The organism is Streptococcus mitis (assembly GCF_023109515.1).
GTDB classification, from domain to species: Bacteria; Bacillota; Bacilli; order Lactobacillales; family Streptococcaceae; genus Streptococcus; species Streptococcus mitis_CS.
Genome location: NZ_JALDUM010000004.1, coordinates 110,948 through 133,095, shown reverse-complemented (window position 1 = coordinate 133,095; position 22,148 = coordinate 110,948). Strand labels below are relative to the sequence as shown.

General features: G+C 40.8%; 16 protein-coding genes. 15 read left to right on the top strand and 1 reads right to left on the bottom strand.

Going from position 1 to position 22,148, the window contains the following annotated elements:
- Window positions 1-77 precede the first annotated feature (77 nt).
- Entirely contained in the window at window positions 78-953 is an 876-nt protein-coding gene (locus M1G05_RS08985) for a helix-turn-helix domain-containing protein (RefSeq protein ID WP_001267147.1), read from the bottom strand.
- Between the two features lie 197 nt (window positions 954-1,150).
- Between M1G05_RS08985 and M1G05_RS08980 the strand changes: the two genes are divergently transcribed.
- The 15 genes from M1G05_RS08980 (at window position 1,151) to purH (ending at window position 22,082) form a co-directional block, all read left to right on the top strand.
- A complete protein-coding gene (locus M1G05_RS08980) occupies window positions 1,151-2,332 on the top strand; it encodes an N-acetylmuramoyl-L-alanine amidase family protein (protein ID WP_247953587.1) in 1,182 nt (393 codons plus the stop codon).
- An 88-nt stretch (window positions 2,333-2,420) separates the two neighbouring features.
- On the top strand, window positions 2,421-3,599 hold the full coding sequence (locus tag M1G05_RS08975; RefSeq protein ID WP_247953586.1) for an N-acetylmuramoyl-L-alanine amidase family protein: 1,179 nt from the start codon (window positions 2,421-2,423) through the stop codon (window positions 3,597-3,599).
- Window positions 3,600-4,331: 732 nt separating this feature from the next.
- Window positions 4,332-5,204 carry a GHKL domain-containing protein gene (locus M1G05_RS08970; protein ID WP_247953589.1) on the top strand — a complete coding sequence of 291 codons (873 nt, stop codon included), beginning with the start codon at window positions 4,332-4,334 and terminating at the stop codon, window positions 5,202-5,204.
- Window positions 5,201-5,932: a response regulator transcription factor gene (locus tag M1G05_RS08965; protein WP_001221869.1), complete on the top strand. Its 732-nt coding sequence runs from the start codon at window positions 5,201-5,203 to the stop codon at window positions 5,930-5,932. Before M1G05_RS08970 ends, M1G05_RS08965 begins: the two co-directional genes overlap by 4 nt.
- A gap of 689 nt (window positions 5,933-6,621) precedes the next feature.
- Window positions 6,622-6,810, top strand: a complete 189-nt coding sequence (locus tag M1G05_RS08960) for a class IIb bacteriocin, lactobin A/cerein 7B family (protein WP_000180826.1) — start codon at window positions 6,622-6,624, stop codon at window positions 6,808-6,810.
- A gap of 208 nt (window positions 6,811-7,018) precedes the next feature.
- Window positions 7,019-7,198 carry a Blp family class II bacteriocin gene (locus M1G05_RS08955; RefSeq protein ID WP_247953585.1) on the top strand — a complete coding sequence of 60 codons (180 nt, stop codon included), beginning with the start codon at window positions 7,019-7,021 and terminating at the stop codon, window positions 7,196-7,198.
- Window positions 7,199-8,096: 898 nt separating this feature from the next.
- A complete protein-coding gene (locus M1G05_RS08945; protein WP_000756559.1) occupies window positions 8,097-8,285 on the top strand; it encodes a hypothetical protein in 189 nt (62 codons plus the stop codon).
- Window positions 8,286-8,593: 308 nt separating this feature from the next.
- The gene (comA, locus tag M1G05_RS08940; RefSeq protein ID WP_055387765.1) at window positions 8,594-10,747 is read left to right on the top strand and encodes a peptide cleavage/export ABC transporter ComA; all 2,154 of its coding nucleotides are present in this window, start codon (window positions 8,594-8,596) and stop codon (window positions 10,745-10,747) included.
- Between the two features lie 12 nt (window positions 10,748-10,759).
- Complete coding sequence (gene comB, locus M1G05_RS08935; protein WP_247953584.1) at window positions 10,760-12,109, top strand: HlyD family secretion protein; 1,350 nt, start codon at window positions 10,760-10,762, stop codon at window positions 12,107-12,109.
- A gap of 275 nt (window positions 12,110-12,384) precedes the next feature.
- Window positions 12,385-13,092, top strand: a complete 708-nt coding sequence (purC, locus tag M1G05_RS08930; protein WP_033686106.1) for a phosphoribosylaminoimidazolesuccinocarboxamide synthase — start codon at window positions 12,385-12,387, stop codon at window positions 13,090-13,092.
- 198 nt (window positions 13,093-13,290) lie between these two features.
- Window positions 13,291-17,016 carry a phosphoribosylformylglycinamidine synthase gene (locus tag M1G05_RS08920; RefSeq protein WP_247953583.1) on the top strand — a complete coding sequence of 1,242 codons (3,726 nt, stop codon included), beginning with the start codon at window positions 13,291-13,293 and terminating at the stop codon, window positions 17,014-17,016.
- Window positions 17,017-17,109: 93 nt separating this feature from the next.
- Window positions 17,110-18,552 (top strand): amidophosphoribosyltransferase, encoded by a 1,443-nt coding sequence (gene purF, locus M1G05_RS08915; protein ID WP_049544726.1) that lies wholly within the window; start codon window positions 17,110-17,112, stop codon window positions 18,550-18,552.
- A 217-nt stretch (window positions 18,553-18,769) separates the two neighbouring features.
- On the top strand, window positions 18,770-19,792 hold the full coding sequence (purM, locus tag M1G05_RS08910) for a phosphoribosylformylglycinamidine cyclo-ligase (protein WP_247953582.1): 1,023 nt from the start codon (window positions 18,770-18,772) through the stop codon (window positions 19,790-19,792).
- Entirely contained in the window at window positions 19,789-20,334 is a 546-nt protein-coding gene (purN, locus tag M1G05_RS08905; RefSeq protein ID WP_125455952.1) for a phosphoribosylglycinamide formyltransferase, read from the top strand. The genes purM and purN overlap by 4 nt, the downstream gene beginning before the upstream one ends.
- A gap of 200 nt (window positions 20,335-20,534) precedes the next feature.
- Window positions 20,535-22,082 carry a bifunctional phosphoribosylaminoimidazolecarboxamide formyltransferase/IMP cyclohydrolase gene (gene purH / locus M1G05_RS08900; protein WP_125455953.1) on the top strand — a complete coding sequence of 516 codons (1,548 nt, stop codon included), beginning with the start codon at window positions 20,535-20,537 and terminating at the stop codon, window positions 22,080-22,082.
- The last annotated feature ends 66 nt before the right edge of the window (window positions 22,083-22,148 follow it).

The following is a 22,148-nucleotide window of genomic DNA, read 5'->3' as shown; positions in this document are numbered from 1 at the left end:
CTGACATAGTAAAAAGAAAAAAGCGAACAGTTTTGTTTACTAGGAAGTCATGTTCGCTTTTATTCATAAAGTAATAGTTACTGTTTGGTCTCTGTTTCAAAAAAATCTGCTTGATAATAATCACTAACTTCTCTTTTCATTTCTTCTAGTAATCGACTTTCATCTGTTGATTCTAGTAAGGATAATCCTTTATTAATCATAGTATGATCTTCATTAACAATTCCCAGACGTACTTGAGCTACACCTAATAAATCATACCGTTTCAATATTTTTGCTAAATCAAGACATTCTTGAATTAAGCATAGACAGTCATCTTTCTTCCCTGCTTCAAGGTACATTCGTGTCATATTGGCTAGAATGGAGTAATGAATACTTTGAATTGGACGATAATCTGTGTATTTATTTAGAGATTTTACAAGTCTTTGACGTAGCATTTCTAGTGAATCAATAGGGAAATGGAAAATAATCATCACTAGCAATCGTAAATCTGAGAGGAACCACTGATCTCTTTTTTCCAATTCTTTCCATAACTCCTCAGCCAAGGCTTGAGCTTTATCGGAAAACTGATTTTCAATCACTTCTATAAAAATGGTTAGTTCTTTCACAGCATGTTCTATTGGAATATCATTCTGCACTTCATCTAGATAAATTTGACATTTTGATAGCAGTGTCTTCATTTCTTCTAGATTAGGTGAAGAAATGACTTGATAATATTCTGAAAATAATTTCTTACGAGAATCCATTTGGTAATGTTGACAAATATAATGAAATTCATCGAAACTCATATCAATTTGCCTCAAAAGCAACTCCATAGTATCATACCTAGGAGTAGAATGATTATTTTCAAACTTAGATAAGTTAGAATGAGTAATGTAGTCACCACAGACCTCATTTTGTGTAATCCCTTTTGACTTACGAATGTATTTATAAACTGAACCAATATCCCACCGCATATTTTTGCCTCCAAAAATGTTCCAAAAGTAGAAGTTTTAGGAAAATATTTATATTTAGTATATCATAAAGGTGTGGGGTGGGCAATGATGATAGAAAGAAGGTGTTGGTTGACTCTTAAGGATTATTAGGAGTTATGTAGAATGTTTATGATGGAAAAATATTTTTTGGTAACTATTCAATAAAGGAGGAAATGGCTATGAAAAAATCTAAACTACTCACACTTGGTTTGCTTGCAGGTGCTGGTCTACTTTTATCTATCAACCAAGCACAGGCTGCAGATACTTGGGTTAAAAATGGTGCTGACTGGAATCTTTCACAAGATGGCAGTCTCGCTAAAAACAAATGGGTGCAAAATGCTGGCTCTTGGTATCACTTTGACGGTTCTGGTAAAATGCAGACAGGCTGGCTCAAAGACGGCAATACATGGTACTCCCTAGCAGATAGTGGCGCTATGCGTACTGGCTGGTACAAGGAAGGCAATACATGGTATTCACTCGCAGATGGTGGCGCCATGCGTACAGGTTGGTACAAAGAAGGGTCTACTTGGTACTACCTCAAAGACAGTGGCGCTATGGCAACAGGATGGGCGACTGTAAATGGTCAATGGTCTTACTTTGAAAACTCAGGAGCTATGGCCGCAGATAGAGCTATTCCAGCCAGCGATGGAGAAAGTTATGTCATTGGTAAGGATGGATATCTGTTAACCAAACTCCCAAGTCAGGTTGAACAATCTCAAGCGGATGATACAATTATCACAAATATTGTTACTTTGTCTGATGGGTATGATTATCATCTTATTCATAGAAAAGATGGAGTCATTGTTGAAAAAAATGCTTGGTACATAAAACCTGAATTTAAGAAGTTTTCTGATAAATATGGAGATAAAGTTTCCAATACGATGTTGGCTTTAGTAGATAATACAGAAGAAGGACAAGAAATTAATCCTAAAGCTGTCGTGAAAAATTTCCAAAACATACCAAACAGGTATTACTTTGGGGCAGATGGTCGTCGCGTAACAAATTTACCAGAAATGACCACCTATTCAGAGATTAAAAAAGTTGGAAATGATGTCTATCTAGAAAATCCGGGTGCACGACTTCTTCTTGGAGCTACCAGCTTCACAATCAATAATAATAAACTATACTATTTAGATGGTGCTAATGGCAAACTCAAAACAGGTTATTTTGCATTGATTGATGATAGACCAAGCTATCATCACTATCATATTCTTGTTTATGCAGACCAATCTGGTGAAATTCTTAAAATGAAACGATTGCCAACAGGAATTTCAGATTATCTTAATAAAGAAATTGACGGTTTCTACGGTCAAACTGTTAAAATCGATAGTAAGACAGGAAATGTTTCTGTTGTGAAATAAGACGTCTGACAGAGTAAAACGAAAAATCGAACAGCTTTGTTTACTAGGAAGTCATGTTCATTTCGCTATAGAATAGGAGGAAATGGCTATGAAAAAATCTAAACTACTTACACTTGGTTTGCTTGCAGGTGCTGGTCTGCTTTTGTCAATCAATCAAGCACAGGCTGCAGATACTTGGGTTAAAAATGGCGCTGACTGGAATCTTTCTCAAGATGGAAGCTTAGCTAAAAATAAATGGGTACAAAATGCTGGCTCTTGGTATCACTTCGATGGTTCTGGTAAAATGCAGACAGGCTGGCTCAAAGACGGTAACACTTGGTATTCGCTCGCAGATAGTGGGGCTATGCGTACTGGCTGGTACAAGGAAGGCAATACATGGTATTCACTCGCAGATAGTGGGGCTATGCGCACTGGTTGGTACAAAGAAGGGTCTACTTGGTACTATCTTCGTTTTAGTGGTTCTATGCAGACAGGTTGGGAGTGCATAGATAATAATTGGTATTATTTCGAACAATCAGGTGCAATGGCCTCTGATAGAGTTGTAAATTCTAGTGATGGGACAGGCTATATTCTCAGCAAGGATGGCCATATGTTCACTTTACAAAATAGTCCTTATAAACATGGTGACATTGTTCGTTTAGGCGATGGATATGAATATCTGATTAAAGCAAAATTTGACGGAAATAACTTTACTGATGTTATCGTGGATAAAAACACTTGGTATATTAAACCTGAGTTCAAGAAGTTTTCCGACAAATATGGGGATGAGGTTGCAAATACAACCTTAGCTTTAGTAGATAATAAAGAAGAAGGACAAGAAATTGATCCTAAGGCAGTTATTCGTAATTTCCAAAATCTACCAGGTCGATATTACTTTGGAGCAGATGGTCGTAGAGTATTACCACTTCCAGAGATGACAACTAGATCAGAAATCAAAAAAGTTGGCAATGATCTTTATCTAGAAGACCCAGGTGTACGACTTCGATTTGATAACTTCACAATCAATAACAATAAACTATACTATTTAGATAATGGACAAGGTAAGCTCAAAACAGGTTACTTTGTACTGATTGATGATGGTATGGCTACAACCCACTATCATTTCCTTGTATATGCAGACCAATCTGGTGAGGTTCTTAAGATGAAACGCTTGCCATCAAGATTTTCAGATTATTTTGACAAAGAAATCGATGGTTTCTATGGTCAAAAAATTAAGATTACACAGCCAAATAAGTATGAATATTACAAGGTTCTTGTGGTAAAATAAATAGATAAGCAATCTTCACAACGAATATAAAATTAAAACGTGCAAATCATTTTCAAGAGGCTTTAGATTTCTTATATTTTAAAAGAAACTAAAGCCTTTTGTGGATTTATAAGGGGATAGAGAGGATATAAAATTATGAAAAGGAGTTTGTCATGAAAATGAAAAATACATTTGTAGAATTGGAACAATTTGAAGATATTTACAGTTGGTGATATCTATTCCCAAAGCAAAGCTAGTGTTTTGCTACTAATGGGTTAATTAAACGGATTTATGATTATTTTACTTGAATTTTTATTGTTTATATTGATTTTAATCAATATTTTAGCTCCTCCGATTTATTTAGGTAGTCAACTCTCTAAAGCATTTTATGACAAACGTTCTATATTTCTTTTGGTAGTTTTGAAGCTATTTACTACCTTCGTTTTTCCGAGTTTCTCGCATGTTGCCAATTTATTATTCTTTTATATAATATTTTGGATTGTGTTAAAGAAAAAGAAGAAAGAAGCTCTCTTTCTTGCACTTTATCTATTTGTGTTTTATCAAAGTATTCGATATTTGGTTTTGACATTTATAATACGATTGATATTTGACTACTCTGAACTATCTGATTTTTTGCATAGTGGATTTAATTCTGTATTTAGTTTGATTTCGTTGTTTTTGTCTGTTGTCATTTTAAGACGATGGGGAATTGATTTCAATATATTATTTTTAGATAAATTTCAATCGTTAGTGATGAAAAGTATGTGGATTTTATCCTTATTGTTTGGTTTCAGACTTTTTTCATCCATTATGTCTGGGGGATGTAATCCTTTCTACGTTCGATTTGACACGACCATTTCTCTCCTGATTTTCATTCTCTTTTTCTCTTGGCTTTTTTACATTAAGCATTTGGAGCAGGTTTATCGTGATGAGCAGACCATTCAGAGACAGGAAGATGAAAATCGTTCCTTGCAAGGAATGGTGGATAAGTTGGGTCATCTCTATGACGAAGTTCGAGGTTTCCGTCATGATTTTGCAGGAATTGTCGCTAGCATGGAGCCTGCCATAGCGAATCAAGATATGGCTGAGGTGTCTACCATTTATCAAGATGTTTTTCTAAAGACCAATGAAAAGCTGAGGAAGGCGGACTACACAGCCTTTAATCTTCACAATATCCATGACATAGCCATTCGTAATACCTTGGCCAAAGTCATGATTGTGGCAGATAAGCAGGGGATTCATTTTAGTTTGGAGACAGTGGGGGTTGTTGAAGAGCTGGCATTGCCGATGTTGGAGGCTATCCGTATCCTATCTATTCTTACTAAAAATGCCTTGGAGGCAACCAGTGAGGCTGAAAATCCGCAGATTTGGGTTGCTTTGTTGGCAGGTGATAGGAGTGTTCGTTTTATCATTGAAAACACTCGTAAGAAAGAAGAACTGAACCCCAGCATTCTCAGTCAAAAGGGTTACTCGACCAAGGAAAGCCACAGTGGACTGGGCTTAGCGACCTTGGAGGATATGGTTTTTCATTATGATTTGAACTTAGATACCCAGCTAGGAGAAACGACCTTTAGACAAGATTTAGAATTGCCATTTAAGGATGAGAAACGAGGGGGAGAGGAATGAGAATTTTAGTTTTAGAAGATGATAGAGTCCAGCAAGGACGGATAGAGCAGACTTTACTAGATATTGGTCGCTCTCGCAATTTAAGATTAGAAATTGATATTGCCAAAAACTATGGAGATGTTGAAAAGTATTCTCAGTATTTTGACCATTACCAACTCTATTTATTGGATTTAGAGATTGATGGAGAGCGTGAACGGGGCTTTCAGGTTGCTCAACAGGTTCGGGAGCGGGATCCTTTTACAAGCATTGTCTTTGTGTCCACGCACTCGGAGGCCTTACCTCTAGCTTTTCGCTACCACTTGTCTGCCTTGGATTTTATTTCCAAGGATCAGCCTGAGGAGGATTACCGTCATCAGCTGGAGCGCTGTCTGGACTATGTACTGGCAGTGGATAAGAGGGAAAATATGCGTCTCTTTACCTATAGTTTTGAGGGAAGACGGGGCTTTACTCTGCCCTACCATGAGATTTTAGCCTTTGAAACTTCAGTGGAATCTCATCGTATCAAGGTCTATTATGCAAATCATTCTATCAAGACTATTTATGGCAGTCTCAAGGATATCGCTGCCAAGGCTGAAAAAGATTACTTTGTCTATGCCAATCGCAATACGTTAGTCAGTTTACAGGCAATTGAAGAGATGACTGCCACAGAAGTAACCTTGTTAGAAGGCTTGCATTTCCCCGTATCACGAACAGCCAGAAGAACACTTAAAAAACATCTCAATGTCTAATATCTGTTAGACTTGGATGAGTTTATCAATAAGAATGTCGGAAAAATTTCTGATATTCTTATTTTTTTGACTTCTTTTTCGAATAGATAAGTAAGAGGAAAAGGAAAGGAGCCTAGTTCATGTTTATATCAATGTTCTACCCATGGTTTACCGAGTTATTTTTTAAATAAATTTAATTTAGTTGTACATTTTCGAAATTTTTTCGATTAGATAAGTAAGAGGAAAAGGAAAGGAGTTTGCTTCATGTATCTACCAATTTTCTATTCATGGTACATTAAATTATTTTTCAAATAAATTTAATTTAGTTGTACATTTTCGAAATTTTTTTCGAATAGATAAGCAAGAGGAAACAGAAAGGAGTCTGGTTTATGTATCTACCAATCTTGTATCCGTGGTTCATTAAATTATTTTTTAAATAAAATTTAATTTAGTTGTACATTTTCGAAATTTTTTTCGAATAGATAAGTAAGAGGAAAAGGAAGGAGACTACGCGATGTATTTACCAATCTTATTGCCATGGTTTATCAAATGGTATTTAAAATAAATGAAATCTACCTGTTCATTTTAAATCACTTCTCAAATAGATAAGTGAGACGAAAAGGAATTCAGTAATTTATCTATTCTGGTTTTTAAAATGGTTTAAGAGCCAGAAATCGTAAACTAAAAAATAGAAATAAAGGAGAAAAAAGATGACAAATTTTGACAAAATGGAACAGAACTTTGTAGCTCTTACAGAAGAAGAGTTGATGAATGTAGATGGGGGAATTGCACCACTAGTAGTTGCGTTTGGAGTAGCGGCGTTTAAAGGTTTTTCTGTAACAGGAGGGGCTATTATACTGGGAGCAGGTCTCTATCAAGTTGGTAAAAATCTGAAATAAGACTTTGGGTAAGTTTTATGAATAGAATGTTAAAAAAAATATATGTAGGATCTGCTTTAACAGCTTACAGCATATTATTAATTTATTCTCTACTTAATTTAGAGAAGGTATCGTTGGGGATCTGTATTTTGTTAGTAGCATTGACATACTATATTAATAAAAAAGAAATATTTAAAGCAAAAGTGAATAAGAGCAAGGAGAACTTAAAATGAATATTTTAGTAAATGATAATCAGTTTACAGAAATGACAGAAAAAGAACTAGCAACAGTTGATGGAGGAGTACTTCCTGCAGCGGTAGTAGCAGTTCCAGTAGGAATCAAGGTTGCAGGGTATGTTGTCGGTGGTTTATCCGCTGTAGGGCTAGCTGCATGGGGTTACTTCAGATAAGATAAAACACTGTGAAGAAATCAATGAATTTTTCAAACGAATTTGCGGCTATTATTATATCAGCTTCAGGGATGGTAGGTTTATTAGTGGGACTCACTATTGGCTTAGCTAGTATTATTTAAAGAGGGGTATAACATGCAAAATTTGAATCAATTTGAAATCGTAGAGCAAAGTGAATAAGTTGAAGTAGGTTTATTGATTGTTATCGAAGGATTATTACTTCCTGCAGGTGGAGCAGCTTTGGGGTATTATGCGAATAGACCATAATCTGATTGTAGTCAGAGAGGCATTTCTATGTTTCTAAAAAAATTCGTTAAATCAGTATTGAAAGTTTTGCCTGAAATCATGGTATTACTTAGTTCGATGTCTTATATAATCATCAGATTAGTAGCTGACATAAATAAAGTATCTTTACCTACTTGGTTTGATAATCTTAATATACCCACGATTGCATTATTTATGATGGTCTTCATTCTTTTATACAGAAGTAAAGAAAAAAAGAATGGATAAATTTGAAGTAGTAGACTCTTTATAGGGAATAGGTGTCTTATAGTAACGAATCAAAAAAAGGAGTAACTATGAATCGTAATTTAGAACGGTGTTACCTATTCTGACTATGAATAGATCATGCCAGAGGTGGCTTAGAAATAGTAGGGACATTAGAAATTGAAGTAATGAATAGGATGTCACAAATGTTACTATCAATGATTTATTTGTTCCAAGCTTGCCTAGGGTGTCAGTAAAAAATCATTTTCCTTTCAATAGCATATTTTTAGTAGGTAGGACGTTTGTTCTGCCTATTTTTTGCCCCAAAAAGTGCAGTTGAGGTGTTTATTTAGAGTTTTACATATATTTTTGATAAAATAGTTATAGAAATTAGGAAAGTTGAATAAAAGAAATGAAGAAGGTTTTAGGATATTTTTTAGTATTTGTTTTTCTATTTTTGATGAATATTTTTATCTTTAAGATACTAGCAACTCTGGGATTTCAGCTGACAATGAGTGAAAAGAGTTATATTGTACCACCGCTGTTTTCGATTATCGTTTTGTACATGATTGACAAAAGAATTAGGAAGAAAAAGAAATAAATATATATTTTAGCAGGGCATTTGTTCTGCCTATTTTTTATCCGAAAAGTGCAGTTGGGAGGTAGATAGGCGCATTTGGGAAGGAAGTCCAGTTTTTGTTTGGGGATTGGGGTAAGATAGTTGTTATCAGATGAGTTTATACTCTTCGAAAATCAAATTCAAACCACGTCAACGTCGCCTTGCCGTATATATGTGACTGACTTCGTCAGTCCTATCTACAACCTCAAAACAGTGTTTTGAGCAGCCTGCGGCTAGTTTCCTAGTTTGCTCTTTGATTTTCATTGAGTATTAGGAAAAAGGAGTTGAATATGAAATTTGGGAAACGTCACTATCGTCCGCAGGTGGATCAGATGGACTGCGGTGTAGCTTCATTAGCCATGGTTTTTGGCTACTATGGTAGCTATTATTCTTTGGCTCACTTGCGAGAATTGGCCAAGACGACCATGGATGGGACGACGGCTTTGGGCTTGGTCAAGGTGGCAGAGGAGATTGGCTTTGAGACACGAGCTATCAAGGCGGATATGACGCTTTTTGATTTGCCCGATTTGACTTTTCCTTTTGTTGCCCATGTGCTTAAGGAAGGAAAATTGCTCCACTACTATGTGGTGACTGGACAGGATAAGGATAGCATTCATATTGCCGATCCAGATCCTGGGGTGAAATTGACCAAACTGCCACGTGAGCGTTTTGCGGAAGAATGGACAGGAGTGACCCTTTTTATGGCACCTAGTCCAGACTACAAGCCTCATAAGGATCAAAAGAATGGTCTGCTCTCTTTTATCCCTATATTAGTGAAGCAGCGTGGCTTGATTGCTAATATCGTTTTGGCAACACTCTTGGTAACCTTGATTAACATTGTGGGTTCTTATTATCTGCAGTCTATCATCGATACCTATGTGCCAGATCAGATGCGTTCGACGCTGGGGATTATTTCTATTGGTTTGGTCATTGTTTATATTCTCCAGCAGATCTTGTCTTATGCTCAGGAGTATCTCTTACTTGTTTTGGGGCAACGCTTGTCTATTGATGTGATTTTGTCCTATATCAAGCATGTTTTTCACCTGCCTATGTCCTTTTTTGCGACACGCAGGACAGGGGAAATCGTGTCTCGTTTCACGGATGCTAATAGTATCATCGATGCGCTGGCTTCGACCATTCTTTCGATTTTCCTAGATGTGTCAACGGTTGTCATTATTTCCCTTGTTTTATTTTCGCAAAATACCAATCTCTTTTTCATGACTTTATTGGCACTACCTATCTACACAGTGATTATCTTTGCTTTTATGAAGCCGTTTGAAAAGATGAATCGGGATACCATGGAAGCCAATGCGGTTCTGTCTTCTTCTATCATTGAGGACATCAATGGTATTGAAACTATCAAGTCCTTGACCAGTGAGAGTCAGCGTTACCAAAAAATTGACAAGGAATTTGTGGATTATCTGAAAAAATCCTTTACCTATAGTCGAGCAGAGAGTCAGCAAAAGGCTCTGAAAAAAGTTGCCCATCTCTTGCTCAATGTCGGCATTCTCTGGATGGGGGCTGTTCTGGTCATGGATGGCAAGATGAGTTTGGGGCAGTTGATTACCTATAATACCTTGCTGGTTTACTTTACCAATCCTTTGGAAAATATCATCAATCTGCAAACTAAGCTTCAGACAGCCCAGGTTGCCAATAACCGTCTGAATGAAGTTTATCTGGTAGCTTCTGAGTTTGAGGAGAAGAAAACAGTTGAGGATCTGAGCTTGATGAAGGGAGATATGACTTTCAAGCAGGTTTCCTACAAGTATGGCTATGGTCGAGATGTCTTGTCAGATATCAATTTGACCATTCCCCAAGGCTCTAAGGTGGCTTTTGTGGGGATTTCAGGGTCAGGTAAGACGACCTTGGCCAAGATGATGGTTAATTTTTACGACCCAAGTCAAGGGGAGATTAGTCTGGGTGGTGTCAATCTCAATCAGATTGATAAAAAGGCCTTGCGCCAGTATATCAACTATCTGCCTCAACAGCCCTATGTCTTTAACGGAACGATTTTGGACAATCTTCTTTTGGGAGCCAAGGAGGGGACGACACAGGAAGATATCTTACGGGCGGTCGAATTGGCAGAGATTCGGGAGGACATTGAGCGCATGCCACTGAATTACCAGACAGAATTGACTTCGGATGGGGCAGGGATCTCAGGTGGTCAACGTCAGAGAATTGCTCTGGCACGTGCTCTCTTGACAGATGCGCCGGTCTTGATCTTGGATGAGGCGACCAGCAGTTTGGATATTCTGACAGAGAAGCGAATTGTCGATAATCTTATGGCTTTAGATAAGACCTTGATTTTCATCGCTCACCGCTTGACCATTGCTGAGCGGACAGAGAAGGTTGTTGTCTTGGATCAGGGCAAGATTGTTGAAGAAGGAAATCATGCTGATTTGCTTGCACAGGGTGGTTTTTACGCCCATTTGGTCAATAGCTAGAAAGAGGAGAGGATGAAACCAGAATTTTTAGAAAGTGCGGAGTTTTATAATCGTCGTTACCATAATTTTTCCAGTCGGGTGATTGTCCCCATGTTCCTTCTGCTCGTGTTTTTACTTGGCTTTGCAACTTTGGCAGAGAAGGAGATGAGTATGTCTACTAGAGCTACTGTCGAGCCTAGTCGTATCCTTGCAAATATCCAGTCAACTAGCAACAATCGTATTCTTGTCAATCATTTGGAAGAAAGTAAGCTGGTTAAAAAGGGAGAACTGTTGGTTCAATATCAAGAAGGGGCAGAGGGTGTCCAAGCGGAGGCCTATGCTAGTCAGCTGGACATGCTCAAGGATCAAAAAAAGCAATTGGAGTATTTGCAAAAGAGTCTGCAAGAAGGGGAGAACCACTTTCCAGAGGAGGATAAATTTGGCTACCAAGCCACCTTTCGTGACTACCTCAGCCAAGCAGGTAGTCTTAGGGCTAGTACATCGCAACAAAATGAGACCATCGCGTCCCAGAATGCAGCAGCTAGCCAAACCCAAGCCGAAATCGGCAACCTCATCAGCCAAACAGAGGCTAAAATTCGCGATTACCAGACAGCTAAGTCAGCTATTGAAACAGGTGCTTCCTTGGACAGTCAGAATCTAGCCTACTCTCTCTTCCAGTCCTACAAGTCTCAGGGCGAGGAAAATCCGCAAGCTAAGGCACAAGCAGTTGCGCAGGTAGAAGCACAGCTTTCTCAGTTAGAATCTAGTCTTGCTACTTATCGTGTCCAGTATGCAGGTTCAGGTATCCAGCAAGCCTATGCGTCAGGCTTAAGCAGTCAATTGGAGTCTCTCAAATCCCAACACTTGGCAAAGGTTGGTCAGGAATTGACCCTTCTAGACCAGAAAATCTTGGAAGCAGAGTCAGGTAAGAAGGTACAGGGAAATCTTCTAGACAAGGGGAAAATTACGGCCAGTGAGGATGGGGTGCTTCACCTTAATCCTGAGACTAGTGATTCTACCATGGTTGCAGAAGGTGGCCTACTAGCCCAACTCTATCCGTCCTTGGAAAAAGAAGGGAAAGCCAAACTAACAGCTTATCTTAGTTCAAAAGATGTAGCAAGAGTCAAGATTGGGGACTCTGTTCGTTATACTACGACTCATGATGCCAAGAATCAAATTTTCCTAGATTCTACGATTACCAGCATAGATGCGACAGCTACCAAGACTGAGAAAGGGAATTTCTTTAAAATCGAGGCGGAGACTAATCTAACTTCTGAGCAGGCTGAAAAACTTCGGTATGGGGTGGAAGGTCGTCTGCAGATGATTACGGGCAAGAAAAGTTATCTGCGCTATTATTTGGATCAGTTTTTGAATAAAGAGTAATGTTCGTGTTTTTGGAGTTATACTCAATGAAAATCAAAGAGCAAACTAGAAAACTAGCCGCAGGCTGTACTTGAGTACGGCAAGGCGACGTTGACGCGGTTTGAATTTGATTTTCGAAGAGTATTAAATGATTTTAAAACTGTGAGAAAGATACTTCTTGCAGTTTTTTCTTTACGATTTTTAGAGTTAATGTGTTATTTATTCGGTTAAATTCTTGTAATTTTAGGTTTTTTGTGGTAGAATGTGCTCAAGTAATACGAAAGGCGAACTTTAAAATGTCAAAACAATTGATCTATTCGGGAAAAGCTAAAGACATCTATACAACTGAGGATGAAAATCTTATTATTTCAACTTACAAGGACCAGGCGACTGCTTTCAATGGTGTCAAGAAGGAGCAGATTGCAGGCAAGGGAGTATTGAATAATCAGATTTCATCTTTTATTTTTGAGAAATTAAATGCGGCTGGTGTGGCGACTCACTTTGTGGAGAAGCTTTCAGACACGGAACAACTCAATAAAAAGGTTAAGATTATTCCTTTGGAAGTCGTGCTCCGCAACTATACTGCTGGTTCCTTTTCAAAACGTTTTGGTGTAGACGAAGGTATCGCATTTGAGACTCCGATTGTCGAATTTTACTATAAAAATGATGATTTGGATGATCCCTTTATCAATGATGAGCATGTGAAATTTCTAAAGATTGCGGATGACCAGCAGATTGCCTACTTGAAGGAAGAAACCCGTCGTATCAATGAACTCTTGAAAGCTTGGTTTGCTGAGATTGGGCTTAAGTTGATTGACTTTAAGCTAGAGTTCGGTTTTGACAAGGATGGCAAGATTATCTTAGCAGATGAATTTTCACCAGATAACTGCCGTTTGTGGGATGCGGATGGCAACCACATGGATAAGGATGTTTTCCGTAGGGGACTAGGTGAATTAACCGATGTTTATGAAGTTGTTTGGGAAAAGTTGCAGGAATTGAAATAATCTGTTTGCAACGGAAAACCTTCGTCTCTCAACTAAAAGGACTTAGGCTGAAAAGGTCCCCCGACCTTTTCACTCCGTAGAGGATTGGGAGAACTAACCGACGTTTACGAGATTGTTTGGGAAAAGTTGCAAGAATTGAAATAACAACCTCAAGGTCGTTGGAACATTGTAAGAGCTGAAATAAAGGAATAAGAATTGATGGATAAACGTATTTTTGTTGAAAAAAAGGCTGATTTTCAGGTCAAGTCAGAGAGTTTGGTTAGAGAACTCCAGCATAACTTGGGACTTTCAAGCTTGAAAAGTATTCGTATTGTGCAAGTGTATGATGTCTTTAGCTTGGCTGAGGACTTGTTTGCGCCTGCAGAGAAACACATTTTCTCTGAGCAGGTGACAGACCATGTCTTGGATGAAGCTGCTGTACAGGCGGATCTTGCCAACTATGCTTTCTTTGCCATTGAAAGCCTGCCAGGGCAGTTTGACCAGCGTGCGGCTTCTTCACAGGAAGCCTTGCTTTTGTTGGGAAGTTCGAGTGATGTGACGGTTAATACAGCACAATTGTACTTGGTCAATAAAGATATTGATGCGACTGAGTTGGAAGCAGTCAAAAACTACTTACTCAACCCAGTTGATTCTCGTTTCAAGGACATCACAACAGGGATTGCCAAGCAGGAATTTTCAGAGTCGGACAAGACCATTCCTAAATTGACTTTCTTTGAAAGTTATACAGCAGAAGACTTTGCCCGCTACAAGGCAGAGCAAGGGATGGCCATGGAAGTGGATGATTTGCTCTTTATCCAAGACTACTTTAAGTCAATAGGGCGCGTGCCGACGGAAACAGAGCTCAAGGTTTTGGACACTTACTGGTCTGACCACTGCCGTCATACGACTTTTGAAACAGAGTTGAAACAGATTGATTTCTCAGCATCGAAATTCCAAAAGCAATTGCAGGCGACTTATGACAAGTATATTGCCATGCGTGATGAGTTGGGCCGTTCGGAGAAACCACAAACCTTGATGGACATGGCGACTATTTTCGGTCGTTATGAGCGTGCTAATGGACGTTTGGACGATATGGAGGTGTCTGACGAAATCAATGCCTGCTCGGTTGAAATCGAAGTGGACGTTGATGGTGTCAAGGAACCTTGGCTCCTCATGTTTAAAAACGAAACCCACAACCACCCAACGGAAATTGAGCCATTTGGTGGAGCGGCTACTTGTATCGGTGGAGCCATTCGTGACCCATTGTCAGGTCGCTCATATGTTTACCAAGCTATGCGTATCTCAGGTGCGGGTGATATTACCGCACCGATTTCGGAAACGCGTGCTGGGAAATTACCACAACAAGTCATTTCTAAAACAGCGGCCCATGGTTATTCTTCATACGGTAACCAGATTGGACTTGCAACAACCTACGTTCGTGAATACTTCCACCCAGGCTTTGTAGCTAAACGCATGGAGCTAGGTGCTGTTGTCGGAGCGGCTCCTAAGAGCAATGTTGTCCGTGAAAAACCGGAAGCGGGAGATGTGATTATTCTCCTTGGAGGTAAGACTGGACGTGATGGTGTCGGTGGTGCGACAGGTTCTTCTAAGGTTCAAACAGTTGAGTCCGTGGAAACTGCTGGTGCTGAGGTTCAAAAAGGGAATGCCATCGAAGAGCGCAAGATTCAACGTCTTTTCCGTAATGGCGATGTCACTCGTCTTATTAAGAAATCCAATGACTTTGGTGCTGGTGGTGTCTGTGTAGCTATCGGTGAATTGGCAGACGGTCTTGAAATTGACCTAGACAAAGTGCCTCTTAAATACCAAGGCTTGAATGGTACCGAAATTGCCATCTCTGAATCTCAAGAACGGATGGCAGTTGTGGTTCGTCCTGAGGATGTAGATGCCTTCGTTGCGGAATGTAACAAAGAAAATATTGATGCTGTTGTAGTTGCGACAGTGACGGAAAAACCAAATCTAGTCATGCACTGGAATGGTGAAACCATTGTCGACTTGGAACGTCGTTTCCTTGATACCAATGGTGTGCGCGTGGTCGTAGATGCTAAGGTTGTGGACAAGGATGTCAAACTCCCAGAAGAGCGTCAAACATCTGCTAACACACTTGAAGTTGATACCCTTGCGGTTCTGTCTGATCTCAACCATGCGAGTCAAAAAGGCTTGCAGACTATCTTTGATTGCTCTGTTGGTCGTTCAACGGTTAATCACCCACTTGGTGGTCGTTACCAACTCACACCAACTGAGGCATCTGTGCAAAAATTGCCAGTTCAACACGGTGTGACTCATACTGCGTCAGTCATGGCTCAAGGTTTCAACCCATATGTAGCAGAATGGTCTCCATACCACGGTGCTGCCTATGCGGTTATTGAAGCGACTGCTCGTTTGGTTGCTGCTGGTGCCAACTGGTCTAAGGCTCGTTTCTCTTACCAAGAGTATTTCGAGCGTATGGATAAACAAGCAGAGCGTTTTGGTCAGCCAGTAGCAGCTCTCCTAGGTTCTATCGAGGCACAAATTCAGCTTGGTTTGCCATCTATCGGTGGTAAGGACTCCATGTCTGGTACTTTTGAAGAATTGACAGTACCGCCAACCTTGGTTGCCTTTGGGGTGACGACGGCAGATAGCCGTAATGTGCTCTCTCCAGAATTTAAAGCTGTTGGGGAAAATATCTATTACATCTCCGGTCAAGCACTCTCTGCAGAGATTGATTTTGACTTGATTAAGAAAAATTTTGCTCAGTTTGAAGCCCTTCAAAAGGCTCACAAAGTGACATCTGCATCAGCTGTCAAATATGGTGGTGTGGTTGAAAGTTTGGCTCTTGCTACCTTTGGAAATCATATCGGTGCAGAGGTGATCTTGTCTGAACTTGAAACGGCTTTGACAGCTCAATTGGGTGGATTTGTCTTTACATCTCCTGAAGAAATTGCTGGAGTAGAGAAAATCGGTCAAACAAGTGCAGACTTTACACTAACTGTCAACGGTGTGAAGCTAGATGGACACAAACTTGACAGTGCCTTCCAAGGAAAACTGGAAGAAGTTTACCCAACAGAATTTGCTCAAGCGAAAGAACTAGCTGAAGTACCAGCTGTGGTATCAGATGTTGTGATTAAAGCAAAAGAAAAGGTTGAAAAACCTGTGGTTTACATCCCAGTCTTCCCAGGAACCAACTCAGAATATGACTCAGCCAAGGCATTTGAAAAAGAAGGCGCAGAGGTTAACTTGGTGCCATTCGTGACACTCAATGAAGAAGCCATTGTCAAGTCAGTTGAAACCATGGTTGACAATATCGGTAAGGCTAACATCCTCTTCTTTGCAGGTGGATTCTCAGCTGCGGACGAACCAGATGGATCAGCTAAGTTTATTGTCAATATCCTGCTCAATGAAAAAGTGCGTGCAGCTATTGATAGCTTTATCGCCCGTGGTGGCTTGATTATCGGTATCTGTAATGGATTCCAGGCCTTGGTCAAATCAGGTCTTCTTCCATACGGAAACTTTGAAGATGCCAGCAGTACGAGCCCAACCCTCTTCTACAATGATGCCAACCAACACGTGGCCAAGATGGTGGAAACTCGGATTGCCAATACCAACTCGCCGTGGTTGACTGGGGTGCAAGTGGGTAATATTCATGCTATCCCAGTATCGCATGGTGAAGGGAAGTTTGTTGTGACGGCTGAAGAATTTGCAGAGCTTCGTGCCAATGGTCAAATCTTTAGCCAATACGTTGATTTTGAAGGCAAACCAAGTATGGATTCTAAGTACAATCCGAATGGTTCTATCCATGCCATCGAAGGAATTACCAGCAAGAACGGCCAAATCATTGGTAAAATGGGACACTCAGAACGTTATGAAGACGGTCTTTTCCAAAATATCCCAGGAAATAAAGACCAGCACCTGTTTGCGTCGGCGGTTAAATACTTTACTGGAAAATAAGACTTGCAGATGTTTTAATAGATAGTATCAGTAATGTAAAAGTCATGTAGATTTAGCTCTTGGTGCTACACAAATAAAAATTAGGTATATAAAATGACATACGAAGTAAAATCTCTTAATGAAGAATGCGGTGTTTTCGGTATCTGGGGACATCCAGATGCTGCTAAATTGACCTATTTTGGTCTCCATAGTCTTCAGCACCGTGGTCAAGAGGGGGCAGGAATCCTTTCCAATGACCAAGGGAAATTAAAGCGGCATCGCGATATGGGTCTTCTATCAGAAGTCTTCAGAAACCCTGCTAACTTAGATAAATTGACGGGGACTGGTGCGATTGGGCATGTGCGTTACGCGACTGCTGGCGAAGCTTCTGTAGATAATATCCAGCCTTTCCTTTTTCGTTTTCACGATATGCAGTTTGGTTTGGCTCATAATGGAAATCTGACCAATGCAGCCTCTCTCAAGAAAGAACTAGAACAAAGAGGAGCGATTTTCAGCGCGACTTCGGACTCGGAAATCTTGGCCCACCTCATTCGTCGCAGTCATAATCCTAGCCTGATGGGCAAAATCAAGGAGGCGCTCAGTCTAGTTAAAGGTGGCTTTGCCTATATCTTGCTGTTTGAAGATAAGTTAATTGCTGCTCTTGACCCCAATGGTTTCCGTCCGCTTTCTATCGGGAAAATGGCCAACGGAGCAGTGGTTGTTTCATCTGAAACCTGTGCTTTTGAGGTTATTGGTGCTGAATGGATTCGTGATTTGAAGCCAGGTGAGATTGTGATCATTGATGACAAGGGAATCCAGTATGATAGCTATACAGATGATACCCAGTTAGCAATCTGTTCTATGGAGTATATCTATTTTGCTCGCCCTGATTCTAACATTCATGGTGTCAATGTTCATACGGCACGTAAACGTATGGGTGCTCAATTGGCGCGTGAATTCAAGCATGAGGCGGATATCGTGGTCGGTGTGCCCAATTCTTCCCTCAGCGCGGCTATGGGATTTTCTGAAGAGTCCGGGCTACCAAATGAAATGGGCCTCATCAAGAACCAATACACCCAACGTACCTTTATCCAACCGACTCAAGAATTACGGGAGCAAGGGGTGCGGATGAAACTCTCTGCTGTTTCAGGCGTTGTAAAAGGCAAGCGTGTGGTTATGATTGATGACTCTATTGTACGTGGAACAACCTCTCGTCGGATCGTTCAACTCTTGAAAGAAGCGGGTGCGACTGAGGTTCACGTTGCCATTGGTAGTCCAGCGCTAGCTTATCCATGCTTCTACGGGATTGATATCCAGACCCGTCAGGAGCTGATTGCGGCCAATCATACGGTCGAAGAAACTCGTCAAATCATTGGAGCGGACAGTCTGACATACCTTTCTGTTGAAGGTTTGATTGAGTCGATTGGGATTGAAACAGATGCGCCAAATGGCGGTCTCTGTGTCGCTTACTTTGACGGTGACTACCCAACACCTCTCTATGACTATGAAGAAGATTATCGTAGAAGTTTGGAAGAAAAGACCAGTTTTTACAAATAGATGACAGATTTTCCATTAAAAAAAAGTAACAAATAGATGACAAATAAGAATGCTTATGCCCCACGTCTCACTACTGACTAAAAGCTAAAGCATTTGTCAGTAGACGCTTTCTCCTATGGGACCAAAGCTAGAGACCTGACTAGTATTTTTAGATAAAATAATTGTTTATCTAAAAATACGTCGCAGTCTTTCCCAAAAAAAGAAAAGGAAAAATAAAATGGCAAATAAAAATGCGTACGCTCAATCTGGTGTGGATGTTGAAGCGGGTTATGAAGTTGTTGAACGGATCAAAAAGCACGTGGCTCGTACGGAGCGTGCAGGTGTCATGGGAGCACTGGGTGGCTTTGGTGGTATGTTTGACCTTTCAAAGACTGGGGTTAAAGAACCCGTCTTGATTTCAGGAACTGATGGTGTCGGAACCAAGCTCATGCTGGCTATCAAGTACGACAAGCACGATACCATCGGTCAGGACTGTGTAGCCATGTGTGTCAATGATATCATCGCTGCGGGTGCGGAGCCCCTCTATTTCCTTGACTACGTAGCGACAGGGAAGAATGAACCAGCTAAGCTAGAACAAGTGGTTGCTGGTGTGGCAGAAGGTTGTGTGCAGGCAGGAGCTGCCCTCATCGGTGGAGAAACTGCTGAAATGCCTGGTATGTATGGCGCAGATGACTACGATCTGGCTGGTTTTGCAGTTGGTGTGGCTGAAAAATCTCAAATCATAGACGGTTCAAAAGTAGCTGAAGGTGATGTGATTCTTGGACTTGCTTCAAGTGGTATTCACTCAAATGGTTACTCACTCGTTCGTCGTGTCTTTGCGGACTATACAGGTGAGGAAGTCTTACCAGAATTGGAGGGCAAGAAACTCAAAGAAGTTCTTCTTGAGCCGACTCGTATCTATGTCAAGGCTGTCTTGCCGCTCATCAAAGAAGAGTTGGTCAACGGTATTGCCCACATCACAGGTGGCGGCTTCATCGAAAATGTCCCTCGCATGTTTGCAGCTGACTTGGCTGCTGAGATTGAAGAAGACAAGGTTCCAGTGCTTCCAATTTTCAAAGCCCTTGAAAAATACGGTCAGAACAAACATGAAGAAATGTTTGAAATCTTCAATATGGGTGTGGGACTCATGTTGGCAGTTAGCCCTGAAAATGTAGGCCGTGTCAAGGAATTGTTGGATGAACCAGTCTATGAAATTGGTCGCATCTTCAAGAAAGAAAACGAAAGTGTCATCATCAAATGAAAAAAATAGCGGTTTTTGCCTCTGGTAATGGCTCAAATTTTCAGGTGATAGCGGAACAATTTCCAGTAGAGTTTGTCTTTTCAGACCATCGTGACGCCTATGTGCTCGAACGTGCAGACAAGCTCGGCGTTCTGTCCTATGCTTTTGAACTCAAGGAGTTTGACAACAAGGCAGACTACGAAGCAGCCCTTGTCGAACTCTTGGAAGAGCACCAGATTGACTGGGTTTGTCTAGCAGGCTACATGAAAATTGTTGGGCCTACTTTACTGGCAGCTTATGAAGGCAGAATTATCAACATTCATCCAGCCTACTTGCCAGAATTTCCAGGAGCTCATGGGATTGAGGATGCTTGGAATGCTGGCGTGGATCAGTCTGGTGTGACCATTCACTGGGTGGACTCTGGAGTGGATACAGGAAAGGTCATCAAACAAGTACGTGTACCACGGTTGGCTGATGATACCATTGAAAGTTTTGAAACTCGGATTCATGAGGCAGAGTACAAGTTGTATCCGGAAGTTATTAGAGAATTGTTGGACAAGTAGATGAAAAAATGGTTGGAAACACTTGCCTTGATTACCTTGGTAATCATTCTACGTTTATTGGTAAATTTTTTCTTCCCAGAGATTCCCTATTGGGGGAGATTTTTACTGACAGTAATTTTGGGAGTCTTGGTAATCGTCTCCCTATACTTTATGAATCGAAAAATTCGTAGGTAGAGAGTTTGAAAATGAAAGGAAAAAACATGACTAAACGCGCCTTAATCAGTGTCTCAGATAAAGCGGGCATTGTTGAATTTGCCCAAGAGCTCAAAAAACTTAGTTGGGAGATTATCTCGACAGGTGGTACCAAGGTTGCCCTTGATACTGCTGGGATAGAAACCATTGCCATTGATTATGTGACTGGTTTTCCAGAGATGATGGACGGTCGTGTCAAGACCCTTCATCCAAATATCCACGGTGGTCTTCTTGCTCGTCGTGACCTTGATAGCCACCTTCAAGCGGCTAAGAACAATAATATCGAATTGATCGACCTTGTTGTGGTCAATCTTTATCCATTCAAGGAGACTATTCTCAAACCAGATGTGACTTACGCTGACGCGGTTGAAAACATCGATATTGGTGGCCCATCAATGCTTCGTTCAGCAGCGAAGAACCACGCTAGCGTAACAGTTGTAGTAGACCCTGTTGACTATGCTGTGGTTCTTGACGAATTGGCAGCAAATGGTGAAACGACTTACGAAACGCGTCAACGTTTGGCAGCCAAAGTTTTCCGTCACACAGCGGCTTATGATGCCTTGATTGCAGAATACTTCACAACTCAAGTGGGTGAAAGTAAGCCTGAAAAGTTGACCTTGACTTATGACCTCAAGCAAGCCATGCGTTACGGTGAGAACCCTCAACAAGACGCGGATTTCTACCAAAAAGCTTTGCCGACAGACTACTCAATTGCATCAGCCAAACAGCTCAACGGTAAAGAATTGTCATTCAACAATATCCGTGATGCTGATGCTGCTATCCGTATCATCCGTGACTTCAAAGACCGTCCAACCGTTGTGGCTCTCAAACACATGAACCCATGTGGAATCGGTCAAGCTGACGACATCGAAACTGCTTGGGACTATGCTTATGAGTCTGACCCAGTCTCAATTTTCGGTGGTATTGTCGTTCTCAACCGTGAGGTGGATGCTGCGACTGCTGAGAAGATGCATGGTGTATTCCTTGAAATCATCATCGCACCAAGCTATACGGATGAAGCGCTAGCCATTTTGACCAACAAAAAGAAAAACTTGCGCATCCTTGCCTTGCCATTTGACGCTCAAGATGCTAGTGAAGTGGAAGCAGAGTACACAGGTGTTGTCGGTGGACTTCTTGTGCAAAACCAAGACGTGGTTAAGGAAAGCCCTGCTGACTGGCAAGTGGTGACCAAACGCCAACCAACTGAGACAGAAGCGACAGCACTTGAGTTTGCTTGGAAGGCTATTAAATACGTCAAATCAAACGGTATCATCGTGACCAATGATCATATGACGCTGGGTGTTGGACCAGGTCAAACCAACCGTGTGGCTTCTGTTCGTATTGCTATTGACCAAGCTAAAGACCGTCTGGACGGCGCTGTGCTTGCTTCAGATGCCTTCTTCCCATTTGCGGATAACGTGGAAGAAATTGCCAAAGCAGGTATCAAGGCCATCATCCAGCCAGGAGGCTCAGTCCGTGACCAAGAATCTATCGAAGCGGCAGACAAATATGGCTTGACTATGGTCTTCACAGGCGTGAGACATTTTAGACATTAAGAAGGTAAAGGGAAGAAAACAGTTTCTTTCCTTTTTTTGCGTAAAAACGCGGAGTGAAACAAGATT

Excerpts from the sequence above, each read along its gene's own strand:
- M1G05_RS08985 (WP_001267147.1), bottom strand. The coding sequence starts at position 953 with ATGCGGTGGGATATTGGTTCAGTTTATAAATACATTCGTAAGTCAAAA.
- M1G05_RS08980 (WP_247953587.1), top strand. The coding sequence starts at position 1,151 with ATGAAAAAATCTAAACTACTCACACTTGGTTTGCTTGCAGGTGCTGGT.
- M1G05_RS08975 (WP_247953586.1), top strand. The coding sequence starts at position 2,421 with ATGAAAAAATCTAAACTACTTACACTTGGTTTGCTTGCAGGTGCTGGT.
- M1G05_RS08970 (WP_247953589.1), top strand. The coding sequence starts at position 4,332 with ATGAAAAGTATGTGGATTTTATCCTTATTGTTTGGTTTCAGACTTTTT.
- M1G05_RS08965 (WP_001221869.1), top strand. The coding sequence starts at position 5,201 with ATGAGAATTTTAGTTTTAGAAGATGATAGAGTCCAGCAAGGACGGATA.
- M1G05_RS08960 (WP_000180826.1), top strand. The coding sequence starts at position 6,622 with ATGACAAATTTTGACAAAATGGAACAGAACTTTGTAGCTCTTACAGAA.
- M1G05_RS08955 (WP_247953585.1), top strand. The coding sequence starts at position 7,019 with ATGAATATTTTAGTAAATGATAATCAGTTTACAGAAATGACAGAAAAA.
- M1G05_RS08945 (WP_000756559.1), top strand. The coding sequence starts at position 8,097 with ATGAAGAAGGTTTTAGGATATTTTTTAGTATTTGTTTTTCTATTTTTG.
- comA (WP_055387765.1), top strand. The coding sequence starts at position 8,594 with ATGAAATTTGGGAAACGTCACTATCGTCCGCAGGTGGATCAGATGGAC.
- comB (WP_247953584.1), top strand. The coding sequence starts at position 10,760 with ATGAAACCAGAATTTTTAGAAAGTGCGGAGTTTTATAATCGTCGTTAC.
- purC (WP_033686106.1), top strand. The coding sequence starts at position 12,385 with ATGTCAAAACAATTGATCTATTCGGGAAAAGCTAAAGACATCTATACA.
- M1G05_RS08920 (WP_247953583.1), top strand. The coding sequence starts at position 13,291 with ATGGATAAACGTATTTTTGTTGAAAAAAAGGCTGATTTTCAGGTCAAG.
- purF (WP_049544726.1), top strand. The coding sequence starts at position 17,110 with ATGACATACGAAGTAAAATCTCTTAATGAAGAATGCGGTGTTTTCGGT.
- purM (WP_247953582.1), top strand. The coding sequence starts at position 18,770 with ATGGCAAATAAAAATGCGTACGCTCAATCTGGTGTGGATGTTGAAGCG.
- purN (WP_125455952.1), top strand. The coding sequence starts at position 19,789 with ATGAAAAAAATAGCGGTTTTTGCCTCTGGTAATGGCTCAAATTTTCAG.
- purH (WP_125455953.1), top strand. The coding sequence starts at position 20,535 with ATGACTAAACGCGCCTTAATCAGTGTCTCAGATAAAGCGGGCATTGTT.